General features: G+C 69.4%; 19 protein-coding genes. 10 read left to right on the top strand and 9 right to left on the bottom strand.

What is annotated here, in order from left to right; translation table 11 throughout:
• Window positions 1–11: 11 nt before the first annotated feature.
• On the bottom strand, window positions 12–1,637 hold the full coding sequence (locus tag ACFYWI_RS09655; RefSeq protein WP_389227880.1) for an acyl-CoA synthetase: 1,626 nt from the start codon (window positions 1,635–1,637) through the stop codon (window positions 12–14).
• A 182-nt stretch (window positions 1,638–1,819) separates the two neighbouring features.
• On the opposite strand from ACFYWI_RS09655, the gene ACFYWI_RS09650 reads away from it, so the two are divergent.
• The 5 genes from ACFYWI_RS09650 (at window position 1,820) to ACFYWI_RS09630 (ending at window position 6,220) form a co-directional block, all read left to right on the top strand.
• A complete protein-coding gene (locus tag ACFYWI_RS09650; protein WP_389227877.1) occupies window positions 1,820–2,650 on the top strand; it encodes a crotonase/enoyl-CoA hydratase family protein in 831 nt (276 codons plus the stop codon).
• A 17-nt stretch (window positions 2,651–2,667) separates the two neighbouring features.
• Window positions 2,668–3,612: a Zn-ribbon domain-containing OB-fold protein gene (locus ACFYWI_RS09645; RefSeq protein ID WP_389227874.1), complete on the top strand. Its 945-nt coding sequence runs from the start codon at window positions 2,668–2,670 to the stop codon at window positions 3,610–3,612.
• On the top strand, window positions 3,612–4,709 hold the full coding sequence (locus tag ACFYWI_RS09640; protein ID WP_389227871.1) for a thiolase domain-containing protein: 1,098 nt from the start codon (window positions 3,612–3,614) through the stop codon (window positions 4,707–4,709). The genes ACFYWI_RS09645 and ACFYWI_RS09640 overlap by 1 nt, the downstream gene beginning before the upstream one ends.
• Window positions 4,702–5,868: a thiolase domain-containing protein gene (locus tag ACFYWI_RS09635; RefSeq protein WP_389227869.1), complete on the top strand. Its 1,167-nt coding sequence runs from the start codon at window positions 4,702–4,704 to the stop codon at window positions 5,866–5,868. Before ACFYWI_RS09640 ends, ACFYWI_RS09635 begins: the two co-directional genes overlap by 8 nt.
• 103 nt (window positions 5,869–5,971) lie before the next feature.
• Complete coding sequence (locus tag ACFYWI_RS09630; RefSeq protein ID WP_389227866.1) at window positions 5,972–6,220, top strand: DUF397 domain-containing protein; 249 nt, start codon at window positions 5,972–5,974, stop codon at window positions 6,218–6,220.
• On the opposite strand, the gene ACFYWI_RS09625 is transcribed toward ACFYWI_RS09630, so the two are convergent.
• Together ACFYWI_RS09625 and ACFYWI_RS09620 are read right to left on the bottom strand one after the other, a co-directional pair.
• Window positions 6,213–6,404, bottom strand: coding sequence for a hypothetical protein (locus tag ACFYWI_RS09625; RefSeq protein WP_389227864.1), 192 nt, complete (start codon window positions 6,402–6,404; stop codon window positions 6,213–6,215). The two genes, ACFYWI_RS09630 and ACFYWI_RS09625, sit on opposite strands and share 8 nt — an antisense overlap.
• An 825-nt stretch (window positions 6,405–7,229) precedes the next feature.
• Entirely contained in the window at window positions 7,230–7,625 is a 396-nt protein-coding gene (locus ACFYWI_RS09620) for a hypothetical protein (RefSeq protein ID WP_389227862.1), read from the bottom strand.
• Between the two features lie 185 nt (window positions 7,626–7,810).
• Between ACFYWI_RS09620 and ACFYWI_RS09615 the strand changes: the two genes are divergently transcribed.
• Window positions 7,811–8,311, top strand: a complete 501-nt coding sequence (locus ACFYWI_RS09615) for a hypothetical protein (protein ID WP_389227859.1) — start codon at window positions 7,811–7,813, stop codon at window positions 8,309–8,311.
• 91 nt (window positions 8,312–8,402) lie between these two features.
• On the opposite strand, the gene ACFYWI_RS09610 is transcribed toward ACFYWI_RS09615, so the two are convergent.
• Entirely contained in the window at window positions 8,403–10,607 is a 2,205-nt protein-coding gene (locus tag ACFYWI_RS09610) for a germacradienol/geosmin synthase (protein ID WP_389227856.1), read from the bottom strand.
• 304 nt (window positions 10,608–10,911) lie between these two features.
• Window positions 10,912–11,928: a hypothetical protein gene (locus ACFYWI_RS09605; protein WP_389227853.1), complete on the bottom strand. Its 1,017-nt coding sequence runs from the start codon at window positions 11,926–11,928 to the stop codon at window positions 10,912–10,914.
• 469 nt (window positions 11,929–12,397) lie between these two features.
• On the opposite strand from ACFYWI_RS09605, the gene ACFYWI_RS09600 reads away from it, so the two are divergent.
• Window positions 12,398–14,164, top strand: a complete 1,767-nt coding sequence (locus tag ACFYWI_RS09600) for a SpoIIE family protein phosphatase (protein WP_389227850.1) — start codon at window positions 12,398–12,400, stop codon at window positions 14,162–14,164.
• Between the two features lie 94 nt (window positions 14,165–14,258).
• Here the strand turns inward: ACFYWI_RS09600 and ACFYWI_RS09595 are convergent, their stop codons facing one another.
• Window positions 14,259–14,435, bottom strand: coding sequence for a hypothetical protein (locus tag ACFYWI_RS09595; protein WP_389227848.1), 177 nt, complete (start codon window positions 14,433–14,435; stop codon window positions 14,259–14,261).
• Here ACFYWI_RS09595 and ACFYWI_RS09590 point away from each other — a divergent pair.
• Window positions 14,434–14,595: a hypothetical protein gene (locus ACFYWI_RS09590; protein ID WP_389227845.1), complete on the top strand. Its 162-nt coding sequence runs from the start codon at window positions 14,434–14,436 to the stop codon at window positions 14,593–14,595. The genes ACFYWI_RS09595 and ACFYWI_RS09590 overlap by 2 nt on opposite strands.
• A 134-nt stretch (window positions 14,596–14,729) precedes the next feature.
• Here the strand turns inward: ACFYWI_RS09590 and ACFYWI_RS09585 are convergent, their stop codons facing one another.
• On the bottom strand, window positions 14,730–15,476 hold the full coding sequence (locus ACFYWI_RS09585; protein ID WP_389227842.1) for a dienelactone hydrolase family protein: 747 nt from the start codon (window positions 15,474–15,476) through the stop codon (window positions 14,730–14,732).
• 109 nt (window positions 15,477–15,585) lie between these two features.
• On the opposite strand from ACFYWI_RS09585, the gene ACFYWI_RS09580 reads away from it, so the two are divergent.
• Window positions 15,586–16,068 carry a MarR family winged helix-turn-helix transcriptional regulator gene (locus ACFYWI_RS09580; RefSeq protein ID WP_389227840.1) on the top strand — a complete coding sequence of 161 codons (483 nt, stop codon included), beginning with the start codon at window positions 15,586–15,588 and terminating at the stop codon, window positions 16,066–16,068.
• Between the two features lie 299 nt (window positions 16,069–16,367).
• On the opposite strand, the gene ACFYWI_RS09575 is transcribed toward ACFYWI_RS09580, so the two are convergent.
• A complete protein-coding gene (locus ACFYWI_RS09575; RefSeq protein ID WP_389227837.1) occupies window positions 16,368–18,344 on the bottom strand; it encodes an N-acetylmuramoyl-L-alanine amidase in 1,977 nt (658 codons plus the stop codon).
• 810 nt (window positions 18,345–19,154) lie between these two features.
• Window positions 19,155–20,276, bottom strand: a complete 1,122-nt coding sequence (locus tag ACFYWI_RS09570) for an aminoglycoside phosphotransferase family protein (RefSeq protein ID WP_389227834.1) — start codon at window positions 20,274–20,276, stop codon at window positions 19,155–19,157.
• 233 nt (window positions 20,277–20,509) lie between these two features.
• On the opposite strand from ACFYWI_RS09570, the gene ACFYWI_RS09565 reads away from it, so the two are divergent.
• Window positions 20,510–22,003: a hypothetical protein gene (locus tag ACFYWI_RS09565; RefSeq protein WP_389227831.1), complete on the top strand. Its 1,494-nt coding sequence runs from the start codon at window positions 20,510–20,512 to the stop codon at window positions 22,001–22,003.
• The last annotated feature ends 12 nt before the right edge of the window (window positions 22,004–22,015 follow it).

Genomic DNA, 22,015 nt, shown 5'->3' with positions numbered 1-22,015 from the left:
TCCCAGGGTGCTCAGGACTCCGCCGCCGCGTCCGCCGCGATCGACCGGGCCCACCGGTAGTCCGCCTTGCCGCTCGGCGAGCGCTGTATTTCCGGCGTGATCACCAGCTGCCGTGGGATCTTGTAGCCGGCGAGCCGGCTGCGGCAGTGCGACCGGATGTCGTCCAGCGTCGGCGCGGGCGCTCCCTGCCGCACCTGTACGACGGCCGCCACATGGTTGCCCCATGTGGCGTCGGGCACCCCCGCCACCAGCGCGTCGTACACATCGGGGTGGGCCTTGAGCGCCTGCTCCACCTCCTCCGGGTACACCTTCTCGCCCCCGGTGTTGATGCACTGCGAGCCTCGCCCGAGGACGGTGACGATGCCCTCTTCGTCCATCGTGGCCATGTCACCGAGCAGCACCCACCGCTGGCCGTCGCGCCGGAAGAAGGTCTCGGCCGTCTTGCCGGGGTCGTTGTAGTAGCCGAGCGGCACATGCCCGCACTGGGCGATGCGCCCGGGCTCGCCCGGCTTCACCGGCGCGTACGTCGCCGGGTCCACCACCGCGGTACGGGAGTTGACCCGGAGGCGGAACCCGTTGTCCGGCCCGGAGTCCTCGGTAGCGGTGCCGTTGAAGCCGGACTCGGACGAGCCGAAGTTGTTCAGCAGCATCACATGCGGGGCCAGCGCGCTGAACTGGGCCCGCACCGTCTCCGACATGATCGCCCCGGAGCTTGAGACGGTGAACACCGACGAGAGGTCACAGCCCTTCAGCGGACCGTTCAGTGCGTCGATCAGCGGCCGCAGCATGGCGTCGCCGACCAGCGACACGCTGGTGACCCGCTCCCGCTCGATGGTGCGCAGTACCTCCTGCGGGACGAACTTGCGATGGATGACGATCCGCTGGCCGAAGTTGAAGCCGATGAACGCCGTCAGCGTCGAAGTGCCGTGCATCAGCGGGGGGGTGGGGAAGAAGGTGATGCCGTCGCCTCCGGCCGCCACCCGCTCGGCAAGCTCGGCGGGCGAGGAGACCGGTTCGCCGGTGGGTGCGCCACCGCCGAGACCGGAGAAGAAGAGATCCTCCTGGCGCCACATGACTCCCTTGGGCATGCCCGTGGTGCCCCCGGTGTAGATGATGAACTGGTCGTCGGCCGAGCGCGGAGCGAAACCGCGCTGCGGTGACGCCGCGGCCTCGGCATCGGTGAAGGAGGCGGCGTCCAACTCCGGCGTGCCTTCGGGCGGTGTGCCGACCCGTACGAGATGGCGGAGCTTCTCGGCGCGCGGCAGCGCTGCCGCCACGCGGCCGGTGAACTCGGCGTCGAAGACAAGCGCCGCGAGGTCGGCGTCCCGATAGAGATAGACCAGCTCCTCTTCCACGTACCGGTAGTTGACGTTCACCGGCACGATGCGGGCCTTGAGTGCGCCGAGCACAGTCTGCAGATACTCGACCCCGTTGTAGAGATGCAGGCCCAGATGCTCCCCGGGCCGCAGTCCCGACTCGAGCAGGTGGTGTGCGAGGCGGTTGGCCGCCGCGTCCAGTTCCGCGTAGGTGAGCCGTCGTTCCGCGCCGGTTCCGGGATGGTCGATGTACAGCAGCGCCTCGCGCTCCGGGACCACATCGACGACCGATTCGAACAGGTCGGCAAGGTTGTACTCCACCGCTCCTCCTGACCCCGGCGAACTTCGACTCGGCCGTCATTAGAGCGCCGCGGCGCACGACTTGGAAGGGCCCTCACGAAGAAATCTGACTATGTGTCAGAAAACTATTGAACTGCATCCTCACCTACTGCAACCTGTTCTAGGTCACCACAGGGGTGTGTCCGCACAGGGGAGATCCGCACATGGGACGAGATGGTCGTACCGAACGACGAGACGGTGGTACCGAACACCTCACCGTGCGGCGCGAAGGCGCCACGCTGGTGCTCACCCTGAACAGGCCCGAGGCCAAGAACGCGCTCTCCCTCGCGATGCTCGTCGGCCTCTACGACGGCTGGCTGGCCGCCGACCGGGACGACAGCATCCGCTCCGTCGTGCTGACCGGGGCAGGAGGCTCCTTCTGCGCCGGCATGGACCTGAAGGCCCTCGCGGGCGACGGCATGCAGGGGCAGCAGTACCGGGACCGGATGGCGGCGGACCCCGATCTGCACTGGAAGGCGATGCTGCGCCACCACCGCCCCCGCAAGCCGGTCATCGCTGCGGTCGAAGGGTACTGCGTCGCCGGAGGCACCGAGATCCTGCAAGGAACCGACATCCGCGTCGCCGCGCGGAGCGCCACCTTCGGACTGTTCGAGGTGCGCCGCGGGCTCTTCCCGATCGGCGGCTCCACCGTACGGCTGCCCCGCCAGATCCCGCGCACCCACGCCCTGGAGATGCTGCTCACCGGCCGCCCCTACAGCGCGGAGGAGGCCCGGCGCATCGGGCTGGTAGGGCATGTCGTCCCCGACGGCACCGCCCTGGAGGCGGCACTGGCGATCGGCGAACAGATCAATGCCTGCGGCCCGCTCGCCGTCGAGGCGGTCAAGGCATCCGTGTACGAGAGCGCCGACATGACCGAGACCGAGGGCCTCGCCGCCGAGCTGAAACGCGGCTGGCCGGTCTTCGACACGGCCGACGCCAAGGAAGGCGCCCGCGCCTTCGCCGAGAAGCGGCCCCCCGTCTACCGGCGCGCGTGAGAAGGAGAGTCCGCCCGATGTCCGAAGTCCTCAGCGCACCCCTCGTCGTCGAGTTCCCCTTCACCCGCTCGCTCGGTCCGGTGCAGAGCGCCTTCCTCACCGGGTTGCGCGAGCGGACCGTGCTCGGCGTGCGCACCGGCGACGGTGAGGTGCTCGTCCCACCCGTCGAGTACGACCCCGCCACCGCCGAGGAACTGCGGGACCTGGTCGAGGTCGCCGCCACGGGTACCGTCACCACCTGGGCCTGGAACCCGCACCCGCGCCGCGACCAGCCACTCGCCACCCCCTTCGCCTGGGTGCTGGTGCGGCTCGACGGCGCCGACACCTCACTCCTGCACGTCCTCGACGCACCCGGCCCCGACGATGTGCGCACCGGGATGCGCGTCCGCATCCGATGGGCCGGCGAACGCACCGGCGCGATCACGGACATCGCCTGCTTCGAGCCGTACGAGAGCGAGGCCGCCGGCCCCGCCCGCCGCCACGGCGGCCACTTCGCCGACCCCGTCACCGGCATCGTCGCCCCGGCGCGGCTCGACTACACCTACTCGCCCGGCCGCGCCCAGAGCGCGCATCTGAGCGCACTCGCCGACCACAGGACCGTCGGTGAGCGCTGCCCGTCCTGCCACAAGGTGTACGTCCCACCGCGCGGCGCCTGCCCCACCTGCGGCGTCGCCACGACCGACGAGGTCGAGGTCGGCCCGCGCGGCACGGTCACCACGTACTGCATCGTCAACATCAAAGCCAGGAATCTGGACATCGAAGTGCCGTACGTCTACGCGCACATCGCACTCGACGGCGCCGACCTCGCCCTGCACGGACGCATCGGCGGCATCCCGTACGACCAGGTGCGCATGGGTCTGCGCGTCGAACCGGTGTGGACCGAGGGGGCGCGCCACCCCGACCACTACCGGCCCACCGGCGAGGCCGACGCCGACTACGACACCTACAAGGAGCTGCTCTGATGCGAGACGTGGCGATCGTTGCCTTCGCGCAGACCGACCACCGGCGCCGCACCGACGAGCTCTCCGAGGTGGAGATGGTGATGCCGGTCCTCCACCAGGTCCTCACCCGGACCGGGCTGCAGACCAGCGACATCGGCTTCACCTGCTCGGGGTCCAGCGACTATCTTGCCGGACGGGCCTTCTCCTTCACCATGGCACTCGACGGCGTCGGGGCCTGGCCGCCGATCTCCGAGTCGCATGTGGAGATGGACGGCGCATGGGCGCTGTACGAGGCGTGGGTGAAGCTGCTGACAGGCGAGGCCGACACCGCGCTCGTCTACGCCTACGGGAAGTCGTCGCCCGGCGAGGTACGTGATGTGCTGACCCGCCAGCTCGACCCGTACTACGTCGCCCCGCTCTGGCCCGACTCCATCGCACTGGCCGCCCTCCAGGCCCAGGCGCTGATCGACGCGGGCGGCACCGACGAGCCGGAGCTGGCCGCCGTCGCCGCACGCAGCCGTGCGGACGCGGCGGCGAACCCGCACGCTCAACTGAAGGGACGAGTCGCGAGGGGCGAGTACGTCGTGCGGCCGCTGCGCACCGCCGACTGCCCGCCGGTCGGCGACGGTGCGGCCGCTGTGATCCTCGCGGCCGGCGACCGGGCGCGTGCACTGTGCGAACGTCCTGCCTGGATCCGCGGCATGGACCATCGTATCGAGGCCCACAGTCTCGGTGTGCGCGACCTGACCGACTCGCCGTCGACGAGGCTCGCCGCCGAGGGTGCGGGGGCCTTCGAACGGCCGGTGGACACCGCCGAACTGCACGCCCCCTTCAGCTCCCAGGAAGTCGTGCTGCGCAGAGCCCTCGACCTCGACGACAGCGTGAGGGTCAACCCGTCCGGCGGAGCGCTCGCCGCCAATCCGGTGATGGCGGCGGGACTCATCCGACTCGGCGAGGCCGCGGCCCGTATCCATCGCGGCGCGTCCGACCGCGCGCTCGCCCATGCCACCTCCGGACCCTGTCTGCAGCAGAACCTGGTCGCCGTCCTCGAGGGCGATGGCAGGCGCGAAGGAGAACACGAAGGCGAAGGAGAACACGAAGGAGAGGCGCATGTCTAAGGAGCCCGTGGCCGTCGTCGGCATCGGCCAGACCAAGCACGTCGCCGCCCGCCGGGACGTGTCGCTCGCCGGCCTGGTCCGCGAGGGCGCCCACCGCGCCCTGGACGATGCCCAGCTGACCTGGACGGACATCGACGCGGTCGTCATCGGCAAGGCCCCCGACTTCTTCGAAGGCCTGATGATGCCCGAGCTGTATCTCGCCGACGCGCTCGGCGCCGTCGGCAAACCCATGCTGCGCGTCCACACCGCGGGCTCGGTCGGCGGCTCCACCGCGCTGGTCGCCGCGAACCTCGTTGCCTCCCGGATACACCGCACCGTGCTCACCCTCGCCTTCGAGAAGCAGTCGGAGTCCAACGCGATGTGGGGCCTGTCCCTGCCGATCCCGTTCCAGCAGCCGCTACTGGCGGGGGCGGGCGGCTTCTTCGCCCCGCACGTACGGGCCTATATGCGCCGCACCGGCGCCCCCGACACGGTCGGCTCCCTCGTCGCGTACAAGGACCGGCGCAACGCGCTGAAGAACCCGTACGCCCATCTGCACGAGCACGGCATCACCCTGGAGAAGGTTCAGGCATCGCCCATGCTCTGGGATCCGATCCGCTACTCCGAGACCTGCCCCTCGTCCGACGGAGCCTGCGCGATGGTCCTCACCGACCGTACGGGCGCGGCGCGTTCGCCGCACACCCCGGCCTGGCTGCACGGCGGTGCGATGCGCAGCGAGCCCACCCTGTTCGCAGGCAAGGACTTCGTGTCCCCGCAGGCAGGCAAGGACTGCGCGGCGGACGTCTACCACCAGGCGGGCGTCACCGATCCGCGCCGCGAGATCGACGCCGTGGAGATGTATGTGCCGTTCTCCTGGTACGAGCCGATGTGGCTGGAGAACCTGGGCTTCGCCGCCGAGGGCGAGGGCTGGAAGCTCACCGAATCGGGCGTGACCGAACTCGACGGCGATCTGCCCGTGAACCCGTCGGGCGGCGTGCTGTCGACCAATCCCATCGGCGCGTCCGGCATGATCCGCTTCGCCGAGGCAGCCCTCCAGGTACGAGGACAGGCGGGCGAGCACCAGGTCCAGGGAGCTCGCAGGGCGCTCGGCCATGCGTACGGCGGCGGGGCGCAGTTCTTCTCCATGTGGCTGGTCGGTGCCGAGCCGCCCACCCGTTGACCGTGATCGTGACCGTGCGCCTCGCCGGGGCCGCCCGCGACCTGTCCGTTACCCGGGTCGATCGCTAGGCTGATCCGCGAGACGATGCGGGAGGAGCAGGGACGTGGCCGAGAGCACCACCACCACTACCACGCAGTTGTTTTCGGGCTGGGACAAGCCGGAGCTGGACCTCAGCAGTGCCGATTGGCAGTCGAGCAGTCAGGGAGTGGGAGACGTCCAGATCGCCTTCGTGGAGGGATTCATCGCGATGCGCAACGGCCGCCGGCCGGAGAATCCCTCTCTGATCTTCACCCCGGCCGAGTGGCGCGCCTTCGTACTCAACGCGCGCGACGGGGAGTTCGACCTCACCTGAGGCCGCCCCGGCCGGGCGGCAGGGAGCCCGGTGGGTCATGGCTGCTGGCGGCGATACCAGGTGCGGTCAGGCTCTGCGGGTTCATGCCCCGGTACTCGATCTCGCCCTCACCGTCCGCCACGACGGACACGGCGGGGAGGATCTCCAGGATGCCGCCAGGGTCACCGGCGGGGGCCGTGAGCATGCGGCTGACGCGGCCGGTGACCCGGACCCGGCCCCTCACGGGGCGCTCGTGGACCGAGCCGTCCTCGGCGTCGGCGGTTGACGGCGGACGAGCAGCGCATCGCCGACGTGCGGGACCTGCGGCCGCCGTACCTGCTTTCTTCGCCCGGTCGCCGCTGCGGGCTCGCCCGCTCGAGGCGCAGCTCGGCGAGCGGCACAGCCCGGGCAGCTCGGTGACCGTCGCCGTCGGCGTTCGTTCGGATGTCGCACCGACTGCCGGTGCAGCCTGTGGATCACCGGCCAGGCCCGCTTGTCCGGCTTCACCATGGGAGGCCCGTGGGTGCAGCAGCAGAGGTGCCGTGCTGCCCTGCCCTGTCGACAGCTCGGTGCCCATGCCCGGTGTCAGCACATCGCAGGCACCGTTGGCCGGCGCCGCATCGCCCGGCCGGTCGACGATCACGGCCGGATACGGATGGTGCCCGGGCCACTGAGCCGGCGCCGGCGATGCCGCCTGGCGCGGGTGATGTCGCCCAAGGCCGCGGCCGATCCTGCGGCACGACCTACTCCTCCGGCACAGCGGGCGTGGACATCCGGCGCTGCCGACATCCGCTGCGGCGCACCCCGGGGCCCGCTGCGGCCGCGGGTCCTCCGGCCGGGTCTCCCGGTAGGCGGGAGGAGTGCCGCCAAGAGCAACAGGTCGCCCGACCCGCCAGTCACCCGGAGCGCCTTTGCCCGGCCGTCCCCGGTGCTCTCTCCCATCGGCGAAGGAGGGAGCACCGGGGACGGTGGACGACCGCCCGATGCGGCGCTGCGCCGGCCGCAGGACCGCGACGGGCCGACGTCCGGATCAGGCGGTCGTCTGGGTCGGCGGATGCCCGAGGCCGCCCGGCGACCCGTTGATCTTGTCTATCGCCTGGCGGGCGTGCTCACCGGGGCTGCGGGCGGTCAGGGACGAGACCGTCGACGACGTCGCGGACGACGACACGGACGACACGGACGGCGAGGACGCCGGCGGCAGCTGCTGACTGCGCTCGGGCGCAGGCCTGGCGTGGACGGCCGACCGGCTGCGCAATCGGTGCCCGGCAGCTTCGTCGAGAGTGACTGGCCGCTGCATCTGAGCGGCCAGTCGGCCGGCCTCCTGACCCAGCGCGGCAACGTCCTCCCACTGCAGACGGACCACCAGACGGAGTTCCGCCTCGCCGTCCGGGAGCGCTTGCAGGGGAGGACTGATGGGGTCATTCATGGGCTGATCCTCACGTGTCGGTACGGAAATCCTCGCGGGGGACGCTGCCCCTGGCTCGTGTCCTCCGCTCCTGTCCTCACTCGTGCCGGTGTCCCCACAGATACGGGGAAGGGGGCCGTCGTGTTCAACGTCCCGGCCCCGAGCCCCGACTCGGCCGAGCCCGCCCGGGCACGTACCATTGCCGTATGTCCTTCCTCCGCCGCCGCAGCGCCGCCACTCCCGCGGGCCCGGACTTCGACGTCCTGGCCATGGACCCGGGCGACTGGCCGGGCAATCTTGGCGCCGGCCTGCTGCCCGCCCCCGACGGCAGCTGCCAGGGAGTCTTCCTTCGCTACGACCTCTTCGGCGGCCGCGGCCCGGCGATGATCATCGGCAATCTTCCGGAGGGCTCGCCCGCCCGTGAGGTCGAGGACGGAGAGATCCCGTTCGAGGTCGCCCAGCTGCTGCTGGCGCTGGGGAACGACGAGCCGGTGCAGGTGGTCGGCACCGAGGACACGCCGGTGATGCAGGGGGACAATCTGCTGATCGTGCGGCGCGTCAAGCTCTCCGAAAGCCGTGTCTCCTGCGTCCAGTTCGACCGCAGCGACAATGTGCTCGTGACGATCGCCAGCTGGGACCGGCCGATCACGGACGATCTGTACGCGCTGCTCAAGCCGCTGCCCGCGGAGCTGTTCCAGCAGGGCTGAGTCCCGCAGGAGGCCACCGCCTCCCGCCACCACTGATCGGGCCGCCACGCCCGGGCAGTTTTGTCATGCAGTCATCGAGGTGGGCGCGAAGCTACCCGACGAATGCCATGGACCGGGCCGAAGGCAGCGACGGCGGCCGGGCCGCAGATGTGCCGAGCCCCGTGGGGGCGCCCAGTCGCCAGGGGGCCGCACCGGCCCGGAGATCCTCCTCGCGGTAGCGGCGGACACACCGGTGCCAGTTCAGGATGCCGGCGAGCCAGTCCTCCAGCTCGCTCACATAGGCGTCGAGCGCTGCCCTCCCCTGCGTGTCCAGCCCGAAGTCCTCGTATAACAGAGGGAGTTCATGCTCCTTCACATACAGGAACTGGCGCAGTCGGGACCGCATGAGGTCGTCGGTGATCGCCGCTGCCGTCGCGCGGTCGCAGCCGAAGAACGACTGCACCACCAGCACCGCGTTGTGCACCTCGCCCTCGAACTCGATCTCCTTCTGGTAGGAGAAGAAGTCGTTCACGAGGCACGCGTAGTCCATGGCGGCGTTCTCCAGTCTGCGCACCGGGCCGCTGGCGTAGATCGCGGGTGAGAGCTGTCCTTCCCGCCGCAGCCGGGCAAGGCTCATCGTGAGTTCGGAGCCGAAGGTCGTCCGTCGCATCTCGATGTAGTCGACCGGGTCGGGGACGCGGTGCTGTGCCTGGTTGTGCAGTTCCCACAGCCAGCTCTCCAGCATGACGTCCACCGCCGTGCGCAAGGACTGCCGGGCCTCGTGGGACATCGGCCCCGCGGTGCGCGCCCACAGGTCGGCGAGTCCGCACTCCATCGGGGCGACCGCGACCGCCGCACCGGTTTCCGGCGCGTCGACCGGCATGCAGGCCCGCAGCCGTTCGTTGCACAGCTTGGCTCCTGCGAGATCGCGCGGCCGCCCGAAAGCCAGGGGGTAGTAGTCGTCTGCGTACGTCCCCCAGGTCAGCCACTCCGCGCTGAGCTCCAGTTCCTCGGGGGTGGCGTCCGGGTCGAGTCCGGCCGAGCAGAGCGCGAAGTCGAAGCCGGCCAGCTTGGGTTCGTCCCAGATGTCGTTCAGCAGGCCCATACGGCCGGCCCATGCGAGGGACTTCCTGCGCGCGTCCTCCAGATGCGGGCTGAGCGACAGCGTGAACGGCAGATCGAAGTCCGGTAGCCACGAAGGCCCCACCTGCTGTGGCTTGTGCATGAGACTGCGCTGCCGTGCGGCTGCCGGGCGGCCGAAGAGCGTCTTGATGTCGAGTGCCGAGGTGCCCAGCAGGCCGCTGGACAGCGACGGCCCGGTGTCCACATCCTTGTTCATATATCGGCTGGAGCGCATGTGCCACTCGTGGCCGCCGGACTGCCAGTCCTGAAGTCCCTTGGTGTAGGCGGCGATCGCCGCGCACTCCGTCGGTTGCAGCCCCTTCTCCACACACAGGGCAGGCACCTCGGTGAGCGCGGTGTTCTCGAACTGCTGGACCCGCGAGGTCAGCAGGTCGTTGACGGCTTCGGCCGCCTCCTGGGTCGTACAGCCGAGGAATGTCTCCAGCACCAACACGCCATTGCTGAGCTCGCCCTCGTCCTCGACCTCCCGCTGGTACGAGAAGAGGTCGTTGCGCAGATGCACACCGTCGGAGAAGGAGTCCCGCAGGACCCGCAGCGGCCGGGAGTGCGCGACCCGCTCCGGGACCTCGGCGCCCGCCGCGTACTCCACGAGTCCGGCCGACCAGGGCGCGCCCCCGACCTTGCGGCGCATCTCGATGTACTCGAGCGGGTTGGCGATCCGACCCTCGTTGATGTTGGACAGCTCCCACATCGACTCGTGCAGCAGGTTCTCGGTGGCTTCGGCGAACCTCGCCCGCCAGGCGGACGACATACTCGGCACGGTCCGCGCCCACAGATCCGCGAGCCCCGCCTCGACCTGGTTGGTCGGCTTCGGGGTCCCCTGGGAGAGGTCCATCGGCATGAACGCGGTCAGCCGGTCCAGATACGCCTTGCCACCCGCACGGTCCTGGGTGCGCTTGAAGATCTCCAGGAAGTGGTCGTCGAAGAAGAAGACCCACACATACCAGTCGGTGACCAGACTGAGGGCCTCGGCATCACAGTCGGGATGGGTGTACGCGCACAGCAGGGCGTAGTCGTGGGCCTCGAGATCGCTCTCCTCCCAGATGCCGGAACCCTCCAACATCCCCATCCCGCGCGCCCATGTCCTGGTGTGGCGTCGTGCCTCCTCCACGTGGGGGTTGAGCCGCGCCGGATACGGGACGTAGAAATCCGGCAGTACGAAGGGCTGAGACATGTGCGCCAGGGCCTTTCGGTGAACATCCGCGCAGCACGCCGCGGACCGGTCAGGGACGGGCGAGCCCTACCCGTCGTCCATGTGGGCCACGCATCCAGCCGATTAGTCGCACAAGCGGACAAGGTGGGTGCCGGTTGTTGGGCCGGCCGCCGCCTCTTCGGGGAACATCACGACCGCACGGCTGTCCAACGAGAGATGCCGGAGGTGCGGTTCGCGGGCCCTGGTGAAGACCGTTGCCGACACGCCCGCGGCCTGGCGGAGGCTCGGCCCGGCGGGGCCGGCTTCACCCCGCGCAAGCTCCGCGTCATCCGAGTCCTTGCATGTGCATTTCCTCGAGGTAGGTGGGCTGCTCAGGCCGCGCGCGGATCACTCGGGAGTAGCGGTTGGAGGTGCGGCACCAGTCGTGGCAGGCTCTCATCTGCGCCTGGAGGTCATCGACGAATACGTAGGCGTTTTCGCGGTCGGGCAGGGGAAGGGCAGCGGCATCGAAAAGTGCCGGGAGCTGCGATTTGAGGTGCAGGAATTCGTCGGTGTGACGGCGTACTATCGACCGGGTCTCCGCGAGGGCTTCCTGCCGTGAACAGTGCCGATGGTGCTGAAGTACGAGCACCAGGTTGTGGAAGTCTCCTCTGGCTTCTTCCTTGGCCACCGAGAACGCGTCCTGAATGATGTTGACGACCTGGACCGTCGCATTGTGTATCTTCTGGATTTCCGGCATGGAAAAGACGGCTTCAGGCAATTCGTAATGACCGATGCGTTCGGCACAGTCGATCAGTACATTTTCCAGCCCTGCCTTGTGGCGCAGGCTGAGGTATGTCTCGATGTCGGGAACGATTCCGCTTTGACGGTTGATGGTCTCGCTGGTGTAGGCGTTGAGGAAGTCTTCCCAGTTCCGGGCCGACCGCTGCTGCCACGAGACCGACATCCCGTAGACCTGACGAGACCATATCGACGCCAGCCCGCTTGCCGCGGGGGTGAGATTCTCCTTCGGCACCGCTCCGGGAGGTGAGTACACGATATCGATGAGTTGTTGGATGATCTGTGCGACCCTGTGGGGCTGTATTCCCAGCGGCCCATCGAACTGGTCATCCACCAAGAGGAACCAACCTGCGATATCCATCCCGAACTCCAGGTCTGCTCCAGTCGCATGTGGCCAGAAGCGGGCAGCGACACCCGGCACATCCCATCGGTAGTACTCGCGGAGGGATCCTCGGCTCAGCAGTCCGTGCTCTTGAATCCAGGCGATGTGGTGAGCCGCTGCGGATTCAACGGCCCGACTGATCCGTGAAGGGAAGGGGAGGTCGAACGAGAATTCTTGCATGGCGCGCGCTCCTTGTCCGGCTGACTTCATGCGGATCTCGGTGGCGAAGACTCGGGCGCACCGTCCCCCTGACCGGTCGCTCGGTACGATTATCAGAGCGCGAACCGGTGATCGGGTCCAGAGTGGAAGCACAACCCCGGCGTGAGGAGGCACCGGCACAAACTGGCCCGCGCCCTCACTCCCGCCGTTGTTCGTCACCGTGTTGACGTCCCTTCCCTCGGTGCGGCGCCGCCGGCGCGGCACCGGCGCCTTGGCGAAGAGAAAACGCCGGCACCGATGCCAACTCCCACCGTCCACATGTTCCGCACGCATGGCGCGCGCTTGGCGAGAAGGTCCGGTTTCTTCGACCGGATCACCCTTTCAGGTGCCCGGCTGATCGCGTCTCCGCATGACGGGCATCGTGGTTCTAGGCTGGTACCTCGTCAAACAGCTCTCACGAGACGTCGTTGCCAACAGCGGGGAGTGACCGGTGACAGAGGTCGGATTCCAGTCCTGGCCGAGCGGCCTCAAGGGCAGTGCAGGGGGCACCACTTCCGCGCTGCCCTCCCCCGCCCGGCGGACGGACGAGCCCGGCGCCAGGGACACCGGCACGGACCACCATTCGTCGAACTCCCTGTTCCAGCCGAGCGCCGGCCCGGTCCAGGCCGGGTTCTTCTGCTGGGACGTCGCCACCGGAGAGATCAACTGCGATCCGCCCACCTTTCATCTCCACGGCCTGCCCGAGGGCAGCCCTCCTCATCTCGACAGCTTCCTGTCGAGGATCCCGGAATCCGATCTGCCCGAGTTCGTCGATGCGCTGCAGTCGATGGCGGAGGCCGGTGGCAACTACCAGATCGCCTACCGGATCGCGGCGGGTGAGGGCGTCTGGCGCTCGCTGGAGGCCCGCGGGCGTGTGCTCGCCGATGCGGCGGGAGTGCCGACAAGAATGGTCGGGGTGGTGATGGACACCACGGCCGCACATGAGCGTCAGGAAGCCGAGAAGCGACGGCTCTACGAAGGGGCGACGCGCAATCGCCGGATGCAGCAGCTCACCGCCGCGTTGGCGGCGGCCGTGACGGTGAAGGACATCATGGCGGCCACGGAGGTGGGGCTGCAGGACTTTGGCGCGAGCGGGCTCGCCGTGGTGGCGTCCCAGCGTGATGGGCTGTCGGTCGTGGCCTCCTGCGGCTTTCACGACGAGGAGCTGGCCGCCGTCTGCGATGCGGACACCGGCGCGGGCTCTCTGTTGCAGGACGCCCTTGGGCGCGATGCTCCGGTGTTCGTCGCCTCCGTCACCGACCTGGCCGCCGCGTACCTGCAGCCGGCACAGCAGGCCGCCGAAGGTTCTCGCCGCCGGGCGTGGGCGGCGATTCCCATGGCGGATTCCCGGGGGCCGATCGGGGTCTGCCTGATGGGATTCCCTTCACCCCAGGAGTTCGGTCCCGAGGAGCAGGCGCTGCTGGCCGCCCTCGCCGGACTGCTCGCCCAGTCCTTGGAGCGGGCGGGGATGTACGAGTCGCAGCACGCTCTGGCCACGGAACTGCAGCGCGGAATCCTGCCCCCGGGCCCGCTGTCGGCACCCGGTTTGACGATTGCTGCGCGCTACCAGGCGGCCACGTCGGGCATGTGGATCGGCGGTGACTGGTACGACGCCATCTGCCTTCCCGACGGCGCGGTGGCACTGGTGATCGGAGACGTCCAAGGCCACAGCGTGCACGCGGCCTCCCTGATGGGCAAGCTGCGCACGGCCATTCATGCCTATGCATGCGAGGGTCACGGTCCGGCGGCCGTGCTGGCACGGACGAATCGGCTGCTGGTCGAGTTCGACCCGGACCCGGACCGGGCGATGCTCGCCACGTGCTGCTATCTGCTGATCCGCCCTGCCGAGGGGACCCTCGAGGCCTGCACAGCGGGCCATCTGGCACCTGCCCTGATCGCGCCAGGTGAGCCGCCGCGCCTCCTCGACATCGCCGGCGGCCTCCCGCTCGGTGTCGACCCACAGGCCCAGTACCCGACCGAGCGGATACCCGTCCTCCCCGGCAGCGTGCTGGCGGTCACCACCGACGGGCTCCTGGAAGCCGCGGGGGGAGACATCGGCGTGGCCGTCGAAGCTTTTCTAGCAAGGTTGGCAGGAGCCGCGACGGCCGACCTCGAGGTCCTGGCCGACGAGCTCCTTGCCGGGGTCCAGCGGGCACCGCGCCGCAGCGACGACATCGCCCTGCTGTTGGCCCGTCTCACCGGCCCCCCAGCGCGCTGACGAGCCGTCTGCGACCGGGCGACCAGCTCAGCGAGGCCCACCGCGAGCGGCTGCCGGCCCTGCTGTCGGACAAGGACGAGTCCGGCACCACCCCTCACGGCGTATGGGTGGAGTGGTGGCGCGGCTTCGGGCCCGCCTCCGGCAACGAGCCGAAGCTGAAGGACTCCTTCGGCCGGTACGTCGTCACCACCCGCTGCGCGGCGACGGCCCACCCGCCCCGGACGGCTACGGCCAGGCCGCCTGCCCCTGTCTCACAGGAGGACTCCTTCATGCCCGCTGAACAATTCGGGCGCTGGTCCGGCGCCGCCACCACTGCCCTTGCGCAGGATGCGGCCGCCCAGCTCGCGCCGGCGTGCACCCTGCACGCCGTCAACGAGATCTCCAATGGGGTCGAGCCGGATCCCGCGGCCGCGGTGCTGGCTCGGCGTTAAGGAAGCTGTCACCAGGTACACGCGATTGCGGCGCATGACCACGATCACCAGGTCCTGGCCGCTGCGTTGCAACTCGCGTGTGGGCTACGGGCTGCGGAGCCGTGTAATTCAGGCTTGGTTTCCGAGCCGGAGCCTCAGCTGTTGGCCAGGGTGCGGCCGAGGAGGGGGAGCAGACGGTCCCAGTGGCGCTGCAGTGCGGCGGAGTTGAAGGCGTCGGTGTCGGACATGGTGAAGCCGTGGATGGTGCCGGGGTAGATCTCGGAGGTGTAGTCGACACCTGCGGCATCCAGGGCCTGGTTGAGCTCGCCGAGGGCCTCGGGCGTCATGTCGGTTTCGGCGTGGCCGAGGTGGACCTGGGCGGTGAGCGTGGAGAGGAGGCGATGCAGGCTGTCGGGCCCGTCGGCGCCCACGGGGCCGTGGAATCCGGCGACGGCGGCCACCTGGCCGGGGTGGGCCGCGGCGGTGCGCATCGCCAGGAGGCCGCCTATGCAGTAGCCGGTCACCGCGACCGGTCCGGCGCCGACCTCGGGCTGGGTGGTGAGGAACCTGAGGTAGGCGTCGGCGTCGCTCAGGACACGTTCGGCGGTGTGCGCCTCGATCAAGGGCATCAGCTGGGCGAAGACCGCGGGCCGGACCTCTTCTCCGATGTGCTCGGGAAGTTCGATCACCGGTGCCGGGCCGTGCCGGTAGAAGAGGTTGGGGACGAGCACGTAGTACCCGTGCCCGGCCAGTTCGCGGGCCATCTCCCGCAGCACGGGCCGGATGCCGAAGCCGTCCGCGTACATCAGCACTCCTGGGTGCCGCTCGCCGTGGTCGGGGAAGGTGGCGAAGGCGTCGGCCTGGCCGTCCGTGGTGGGGATCTGCAGTGTCTTGGTGGGCAAGATCTTCCTTTCTTGGAGTTCACTCGATAAACGTTCGTCGCACTAACGTTTTCGGCACAAGTGAACGTACATCGTTAGTCGAACTAACGCAACGAGTAGGATGGGCGCCATGAGCAGAGCCGAAGCCGCGGACATGCCCGACGACGGCGCGCCCAAGACGCCCGACAGGCTGCGTCGACGGGCGAGCCGACTGTTGTCGCAGCTGTCCGCGCGGTCGGACCGGCTGATAAACGAGGGGCTGGCCCAGGTCGACGCCCGCAAGTGGCACTACGCCGTGCTCGCCTCACTGCAGGATTTCGGGCCGGGGAGCCAAGCGGCGCTGAGCGGGCGCACCGGCATCTACCGCAGCGACATGGTCGGCGTGCTCAACGAACTGGCCGAGCGTGACCTCGTCGAGCGAGCGCCGGATCCCGACGACCGGCGCCGCAACATCATCACGATCTCCCCCCAAGGCCGCCGTCACCTACGCCGCCTCGACAAGGTCCTGGACGACCTCCACGACGAACTGCTCGCGCCGTTGAGTCCGGCCGAACGCGACCAGTTCGTGCAGTTGCTCACCCGCTTGCTGGACCACCACGCCCGGACCTCCTGACCTCGCGTAGTGGCATCCGCCATAAACGCTGCCCGGGACGCTGTTCCATAGGTGGTCGCTCGAGAAACAGACGGCCACCCAGCGGCCCACCTGCGGTGATCATGCGTATCTGGGTCATGCCCCGTATTGACTTCAGGCATTCCATGAGGGAAAGCTGCCCCGCGTCAGCCATGGCCGACAGCGCTGCAGCCCTGGCCACGTCATCGCAAACAAGGCCGACAGCGCCGACGGATTCCACGCCTGGCTGCGACGGCGTGGAACCGGCGCAGCGGTCGGCGTGATGTCGTTCCTTCTCAGGGCTAATTCCGTTGGAGGACGGAATGAAGCACGCGCACGTCGGACTCCTTCACAAACGCCACGCGGTGCCCGAACTGGATTTCGTAATACGTCTCCTTGCCCCGCACCACCTGGTGCCCGGCGGTGTCGAAGGTCGTCGCATACAGGTACTCACCAGGCGTACGGTCTCCGACCACATACCGCTGGCCCGCGAGCAGCTTGTACGGCAGCGGCGAGACCGCCTGCACCGGCACGCCCGCCGGATAGGCCGAGGCCTCCGGGTAGGCCCGCCCGTACACCGCCACCTCGGCGACACCCTCCTTCGGCGTCAGCACCCACTCCCGCGCGCCCACCGCGGTCGGCCGCGTACGCGGATTGTGGAACCACGCCTTCTGGCCCAGGTACCAGATCGCCGTCCAGTCACCCTGGCGCCCGGCCACCGCGAACTGCTGTCCCGTCGAGGCGCGCGCCCCGGTGTCGTTGACCCCGGTCGTCGAATCCTGCCCACCCGGCCGCAGCCCGATGTCCTTGATCAGCGGGGCGCTGTCGCTCGGCTCGGTGTGCAGCCGCACCGCACCAGAACCGTGCGGCACACACGCCTGACCTGCCGTCACGCAGCCCGTGTACAGGGGCTGGTGGCGTGCGTAGTCGGGCCGGACGGTGATCACCGGGGCGTCCGGTCCGGCGGTCGGCGTGAACGGCCTGCCGAGAAGTCGGAAGTAGTGCGCCCAGTCCCAGTACGGCCCCGGGTCGGTGTGCATCCCGCGGATCGTCGCCGTCGTCGTACCGGGCACGTTGTCGTGGCCGAGGATGTGCTGACGATCCAGCGGGATGTCGAAGCGCTGGGCGAGATACCGTACGAGCCGGGCGGACGTGCGGTACATCGCCTCCGTGTACCAGGCATCCGGTGACACCAGGAATCCCTCGTGTTCCAGCCCCACCGACTTGGCGTTGACGAACCAGTTCCCGGCGTGCCAGGCCACATCCTTCAGCGGTACATGCTGGGCGATGTGCCCGTCCGAAGAGCGCAGCGAGTACTGCCATGACACATAGGTCGGGTCCTGCACCAGCTTCAAGGTGGTGTCCCAGGACGCCTCGGTGTCATGCACGATGATGTAGTCCACCGACTGCGCGTCGGGCCGGTTCCCCTTGTCGTGGTTGCCGTAGTCGCCCTCGCCGAACTCCTCGTACGGTGCCGGGATCCACTCGCAGGCCACCGTCGGCGGACACTCCGTCCGCGTCGCATCGGCGGTACGCAGCCCGAGCCCGGCCACCTGCGTCCGGTCGGGTGCCACATCGGGGACGGCGGGAAGCACCACCTGCTGGCCGACATCCGTGGTGCGCGACTCGCCCGTGCGCAGTACATCGAAGACGTCATTGGCGTATGTCGTCGCGGTCGCCACGTCGTCGGCACCTGAGAAGCGCGCGACCGCGCCGTACCACTGCGCCGGGTCGTCGCTCAGCGGCCGGCCCAGCTCCCGCTGGGCCGCGGCGAGCAGCGCCGCACCACCGCGCACATTGGCGGCCGGGGTGTCCCGCAGCTGCGCGGCACCGATCCCCGACACCTCGGCCGCCCGGTCCAGTGTCCTTAGCCGCGGAGGTAGTTCGGACGCGGCCTCGGTGACCGTACGCGGCGCGCGTGCCTCGTCGCCGCGGGCATCCTCGGCGCCGTGCCCATGGTGGGGCGCCTCGGCGAGCGCGGTCCTGGCATCCGTCAGATGCATGGGACCGTAGCCGCCGGTGACACTCGCCGCGCCGCCGTGCGTGTCCCAGCGGGACTGCAGGTAGGACACGGCGAGCAGAAGGCCCGGCGGTACGTGGTACTCGGCGGCCGCCGACGCGAAGTGGTTCTGCAGCGCGCCGGTCGATGGCTGCGGCGCGGTGGCGGACGAGCCTGCCGAGACCAGTGGCAGCAACAGGGCGGCGCACGCCACGGCGCCTGCGGCCTTGAGCCGGCGTCGGCGGGAGCTCGATCGCCGTGCGGGGTCGGATCCTTGCAATGCAGCCTCCAGTGACAGGTGGTGCGCGAAGGGCTTGCGGGGCCGGACAACGACTAGGGGTATCGGCTCCCGGACGATCCGTCAATCATGCTTCACAGCAAGGTCTTTGCACGTCAGCGCGCGTGCCACGGAGTTTCGCGGGCATGTCGCGCAGGCCTGCGGCGCGTCAGTGGCCTGGACCAATGTCCGGGTCAGGGCGCGGCGGAATTTCCACACGGGAGAAGGCCCGGCCGCGTGCGGTATGTGCGCCCGTTCCATCCGGTCGGCAGCGGAATGCACGGCGCAGGAACGCCCGCCGGAGGTCCTTCATGCCTGGTGCCGCGCCTGGTGGCGTGACGGGTCGGCCACACCGGCCACGACCTGACCACGCGTCGAAGGATGGCAGTGGGTCACGATGACGGCGTGAAGCCTGCCCCGTCACATCCTGGGCGCTTTGAATGTCGACAACCGGTGAGTTGCCGACGAGACCGTCGATCGGCTGGGCGATGAGAGCCATTGCCATACGGTCGGGCCGGAGCGGTTTCCGGGCGCCGTCGTCGGCGCTGTCCGTGCCGCATGCGCCCCGGGCGCGTGGAAGGTGACGGTGCGCAGCATCGGCGGCACCGGCGTGCTGGGCGCCGCCGTCACAACGGCCGACGACGTCCCCGCCCCGGCATCCGGCCCTGACCGTCGTCACCGGCATGACGAGCCCCGTGCTCGCCGACCACCGCCTCTCTGCCGGAGCGCGTTCGAGGGCTCACGCACAGTGCGCTGCGCGCCCGGTGTGTCGGCACCGGGCGCGCAGCGCGCTTCCCCCTCTGTGGCGGTCGGTCAGCGAGTGCCGACCGCCGCACGCACGGCCCGCCGGGCCATTGCGCAGTCGTCGTGCAGCCGCCGGAGCAGCAGCCGCTGTTCTTCCCCGGCCGGCACCCCGACCGGGTGCGCCTGACCGACACCCGCGGGCGGGGCCTCACGCATCGCGCGCTGCACAGCAGTCTCGTACGTACGGATCTCCCTGGTCAGTACGAGCATCAGATTCACCAGGAACGCGTCCCGTGCGGCCGGCCCGGCCTGCTGCGCCAGCTGGCTGATCTGACGGCGTGCCACCGGCGCGTCCCCCAGCACCGCCCACAGCGTCGCCAGGTCGTACCCGGGCAGATACCAGCCCGCGTGCTCCCAGTCGACCAGCACCGGACCGGTCGGCGACAGCAGGACGTTGGAGAGCAGGGCATCGCCGTGACAGAACTGTCCCATGCCCTGGCGGCCGCCCGCGTAGGTCAGACCGTGCAGCAGCTTCTGCAGGTCCCCGAGGTCGCGGTCGGTGAAGAGCCCCAGCTCGTGGTAGCGCGAGATCCGCGATCCGTAGTCGAGCGGGGCGTCGAACATTCCGGCCGGCGGCCGCCAGGCGTTCAGTCGGGCGATCGCGCCGAGCACGGCCCGTACGTCCGCCCGGGGCGGAGCCTCGGCGGGATGCCGGGCGAGCGCCGCGGCACGGCCCGGCATCCGCTCGATCACCAAGGTGCAGTTCTCAGGATCCGCGGCGATCAGTCTCGGCACCCGCACCGGCGGGCGGTGCCGCACGAACGCGCGGTAGGAAGCTATTTCCTGCCTGAAGTGCTCAACCCATACGGGGGAGTGATCCAGTAAGCACTTGGCGACCGCGGTGGTACGCCCGGTGGTTCCGACGATCAGTACCGAACGTCCGCTGCGGCGCAGTACCTGCACCGGGTTGAACTCCGGGCAGATCCGGTGCACCGACGCAACAGCTTTGCGCAGCTGTGCGCCCTGAGGACCGGACAAGTCGATTCTCCCGCTGAGGGGCTGGGCGACCGCCCCGGCCGGCCTGCGTGCCCGGCCGGCCTGCGTGGGGTCGAGATACGGTCCGGTACCGGCCGGAACGGCGGAGCGCTGCGGCCGGGGCGGGGCGGACACGGAGGACGATGCTGTGTACATGGGAGAGACAGATCCCTTCGTGTGCCGACTATTTGCGTGCGCAGCCCCGCCCAGGCAACCGGACAACACCCTGGGGAATGCGCCCGGCTGCCGGGGCGAGGTGGCGCATTCCTACCTGACACCCGGCCGCGGGTTGCGGACCATCTGGCGAACCCTGGCGAACCCTGGCGAATAGTCCCAACGCATCTGCCACCGGGCTACTGTCAACTCAGCCGAGAACCTGGGGGCTTGACGTGAGCGGAGAACCCAACACCCGCCTGAGCGACCTGTTCGGCCTGGCCGGCTGGTCCAAGGGCGAACTCGCAAGACTCGTGAACCGGCAGGCGGCGGCCATGGGCCACCCCCAACTGGCGACCGACACCTCGCGGGTACGGCGTTGGATCGACATGGGGGAGACCCCGCGCGATCCCGTCCCCAGAGTGCTGGCAGCTCTGTTCACCGAGCGACTCGGTCGTGTCGTGACCATCGAGGACCTCGGGTTCGTACGGAACGGGCGCGCGGGCAAACGACAGGCCGTCCAGGGAGCTGGCAACCCTGACGGTCTGCCGTGGGCGCCCGACCGGACGGCGGCGGTCCTCACCGAATTCACGGGAATGGACCTCATGCTCAACCGACGCGGCTTGGTGGGCGCGGGCGCAGCGCTTGCCGCGGGCTCAGCACTCAGCAGCGCCATGTACGACTGGCTCAAGACCGATCCGGCTACCGCCCCGGGCGCTCCCCGGCTCACCGACTCCCTGCACGCCGACCCCGCTGGATACGACCGCTACGAGGCAGCCCCCATCGGTTCGCAGGAGATCGACGCACTGGAGCGTTCGGTCGAGGTGTTCCGTGCCTGGGACGCCTCACGCGGCGGCGGGCTCCAGCGCAAAGCGGTCGTGGGGCAGCTCAACGAAGTGGGCGGCATGCTCGCCTACCGTCACCCCGATCATCTCCAGCGGCGCCTGTGGGGCGTCGCCGCCAATCTCGCCGTCCTCGCGGGCTGGATGTCCCACGACGTCGGCCTCGAACCCACCGCCCAGAAGTATTTCGTCATCGCCGCTCATGCGGCCCGCGAAGGCGGCGACCGTCCACGCGCCGGCGAAGCGCTGTCCCGGGCTGCCCGTCAGATGGTGCACCTGGGCCGTCCAGACGATGCCCTGGACCTGATGAAACTCGCCAAGTCCGGTTCCGGGCACCAGACCCTGCCGCGCACCCGGGCCATGCTGCACACCATCGAGGCCTGGGCACAGGCGTCCATGGGTCACGGACAGGCGATGCGCCGCACGCTCGGCGAGGCCGAGGAGCTGTTCGTGTCCGACAAGGGTGATGTACCGCCGCCGAGTTGGATGCAGATGTTCGACGAGGCGGATATGCACGGAATGCAGGCACTGGCCTACCGCACCCTCGCCGACCACGAGCCGGGCGCCGCGAGCATCGCACAGCGGCATGCCAAACAGGCACTGGAGCTGCGTGAAGGCGGACGTCAGCGCTCGAAGATCTTCGACTACATCTCACTGGCCTCGGCATGCTTCATCGCCGACGACCCCGAACAGGCCGACCGTTACGCCAGGCTGGCGCTGGTGTCGATGGGGGAGACCTCCTCGCACCGCACCTGGGACAGGCTGCGGGAGATGTACCGGCTGACGGGTCAGTACGCGGGATACGCGAAGATCCAGGACCTCAGGGAGGAGATCCAGCTCGCGCTGCCCACCAGCCCGTCGAGGAAGCTGAGGACCGCCGGGCTCTAGAGCGTCGCCGAC

The sequence above is a fragment of the Streptomyces sp. NPDC002889 genome, from assembly GCF_042888425.1.
GTDB lineage: Bacteria > Actinomycetota > Actinomycetes > Streptomycetales > Streptomycetaceae > Streptomyces.
Note: the sequence above shows the minus strand (reverse complement) of the source record. Positions and strands in the feature narration are given on the sequence as shown.

What these genes read in the sequence shown, in the direction of transcription:
- ACFYWI_RS09635 (WP_389227869.1), top strand. Translation starts at nt 4,702, where the DNA reads ATGTCTAAGGAGCCCGTGGCCGTCGTCGGCATCGGCCAGACCAAGCAC.
- ACFYWI_RS09580 (WP_389227840.1), top strand. Translation starts at nt 15,586, where the DNA reads ATGAGCAGAGCCGAAGCCGCGGACATGCCCGACGACGGCGCGCCCAAG.
- ACFYWI_RS09615 (WP_389227859.1), top strand. Translation starts at nt 7,811, where the DNA reads ATGTCCTTCCTCCGCCGCCGCAGCGCCGCCACTCCCGCGGGCCCGGAC.
- ACFYWI_RS09625 (WP_389227864.1), bottom strand. Translation starts at nt 6,404, where the DNA reads ATGCTCACGGCCCCCGCCGGTGACCCTGGCGGCATCCTGGAGATCCTC.
- ACFYWI_RS09650 (WP_389227877.1), top strand. Translation starts at nt 1,820, where the DNA reads ATGGGACGAGATGGTCGTACCGAACGACGAGACGGTGGTACCGAACAC.
- ACFYWI_RS09595 (WP_389227848.1), bottom strand. Translation starts at nt 14,435, where the DNA reads ATGAAGGAGTCCTCCTGTGAGACAGGGGCAGGCGGCCTGGCCGTAGCC.
- ACFYWI_RS09610 (WP_389227856.1), bottom strand. Translation starts at nt 10,607, where the DNA reads ATGTCTCAGCCCTTCGTACTGCCGGATTTCTACGTCCCGTATCCGGCG.
- ACFYWI_RS09570 (WP_389227834.1), bottom strand. Translation starts at nt 20,276, where the DNA reads ATGTACACAGCATCGTCCTCCGTGTCCGCCCCGCCCCGGCCGCAGCGC.
- ACFYWI_RS09620 (WP_389227862.1), bottom strand. Translation starts at nt 7,625, where the DNA reads ATGAATGACCCCATCAGTCCTCCCCTGCAAGCGCTCCCGGACGGCGAG.
- ACFYWI_RS09590 (WP_389227845.1), top strand. Translation starts at nt 14,434, where the DNA reads ATGCCCGCTGAACAATTCGGGCGCTGGTCCGGCGCCGCCACCACTGCC.
- ACFYWI_RS09645 (WP_389227874.1), top strand. Translation starts at nt 2,668, where the DNA reads ATGTCCGAAGTCCTCAGCGCACCCCTCGTCGTCGAGTTCCCCTTCACC.
- ACFYWI_RS09605 (WP_389227853.1), bottom strand. Translation starts at nt 11,928, where the DNA reads ATGCAAGAATTCTCGTTCGACCTCCCCTTCCCTTCACGGATCAGTCGG.
- ACFYWI_RS09640 (WP_389227871.1), top strand. Translation starts at nt 3,612, where the DNA reads ATGCGAGACGTGGCGATCGTTGCCTTCGCGCAGACCGACCACCGGCGC.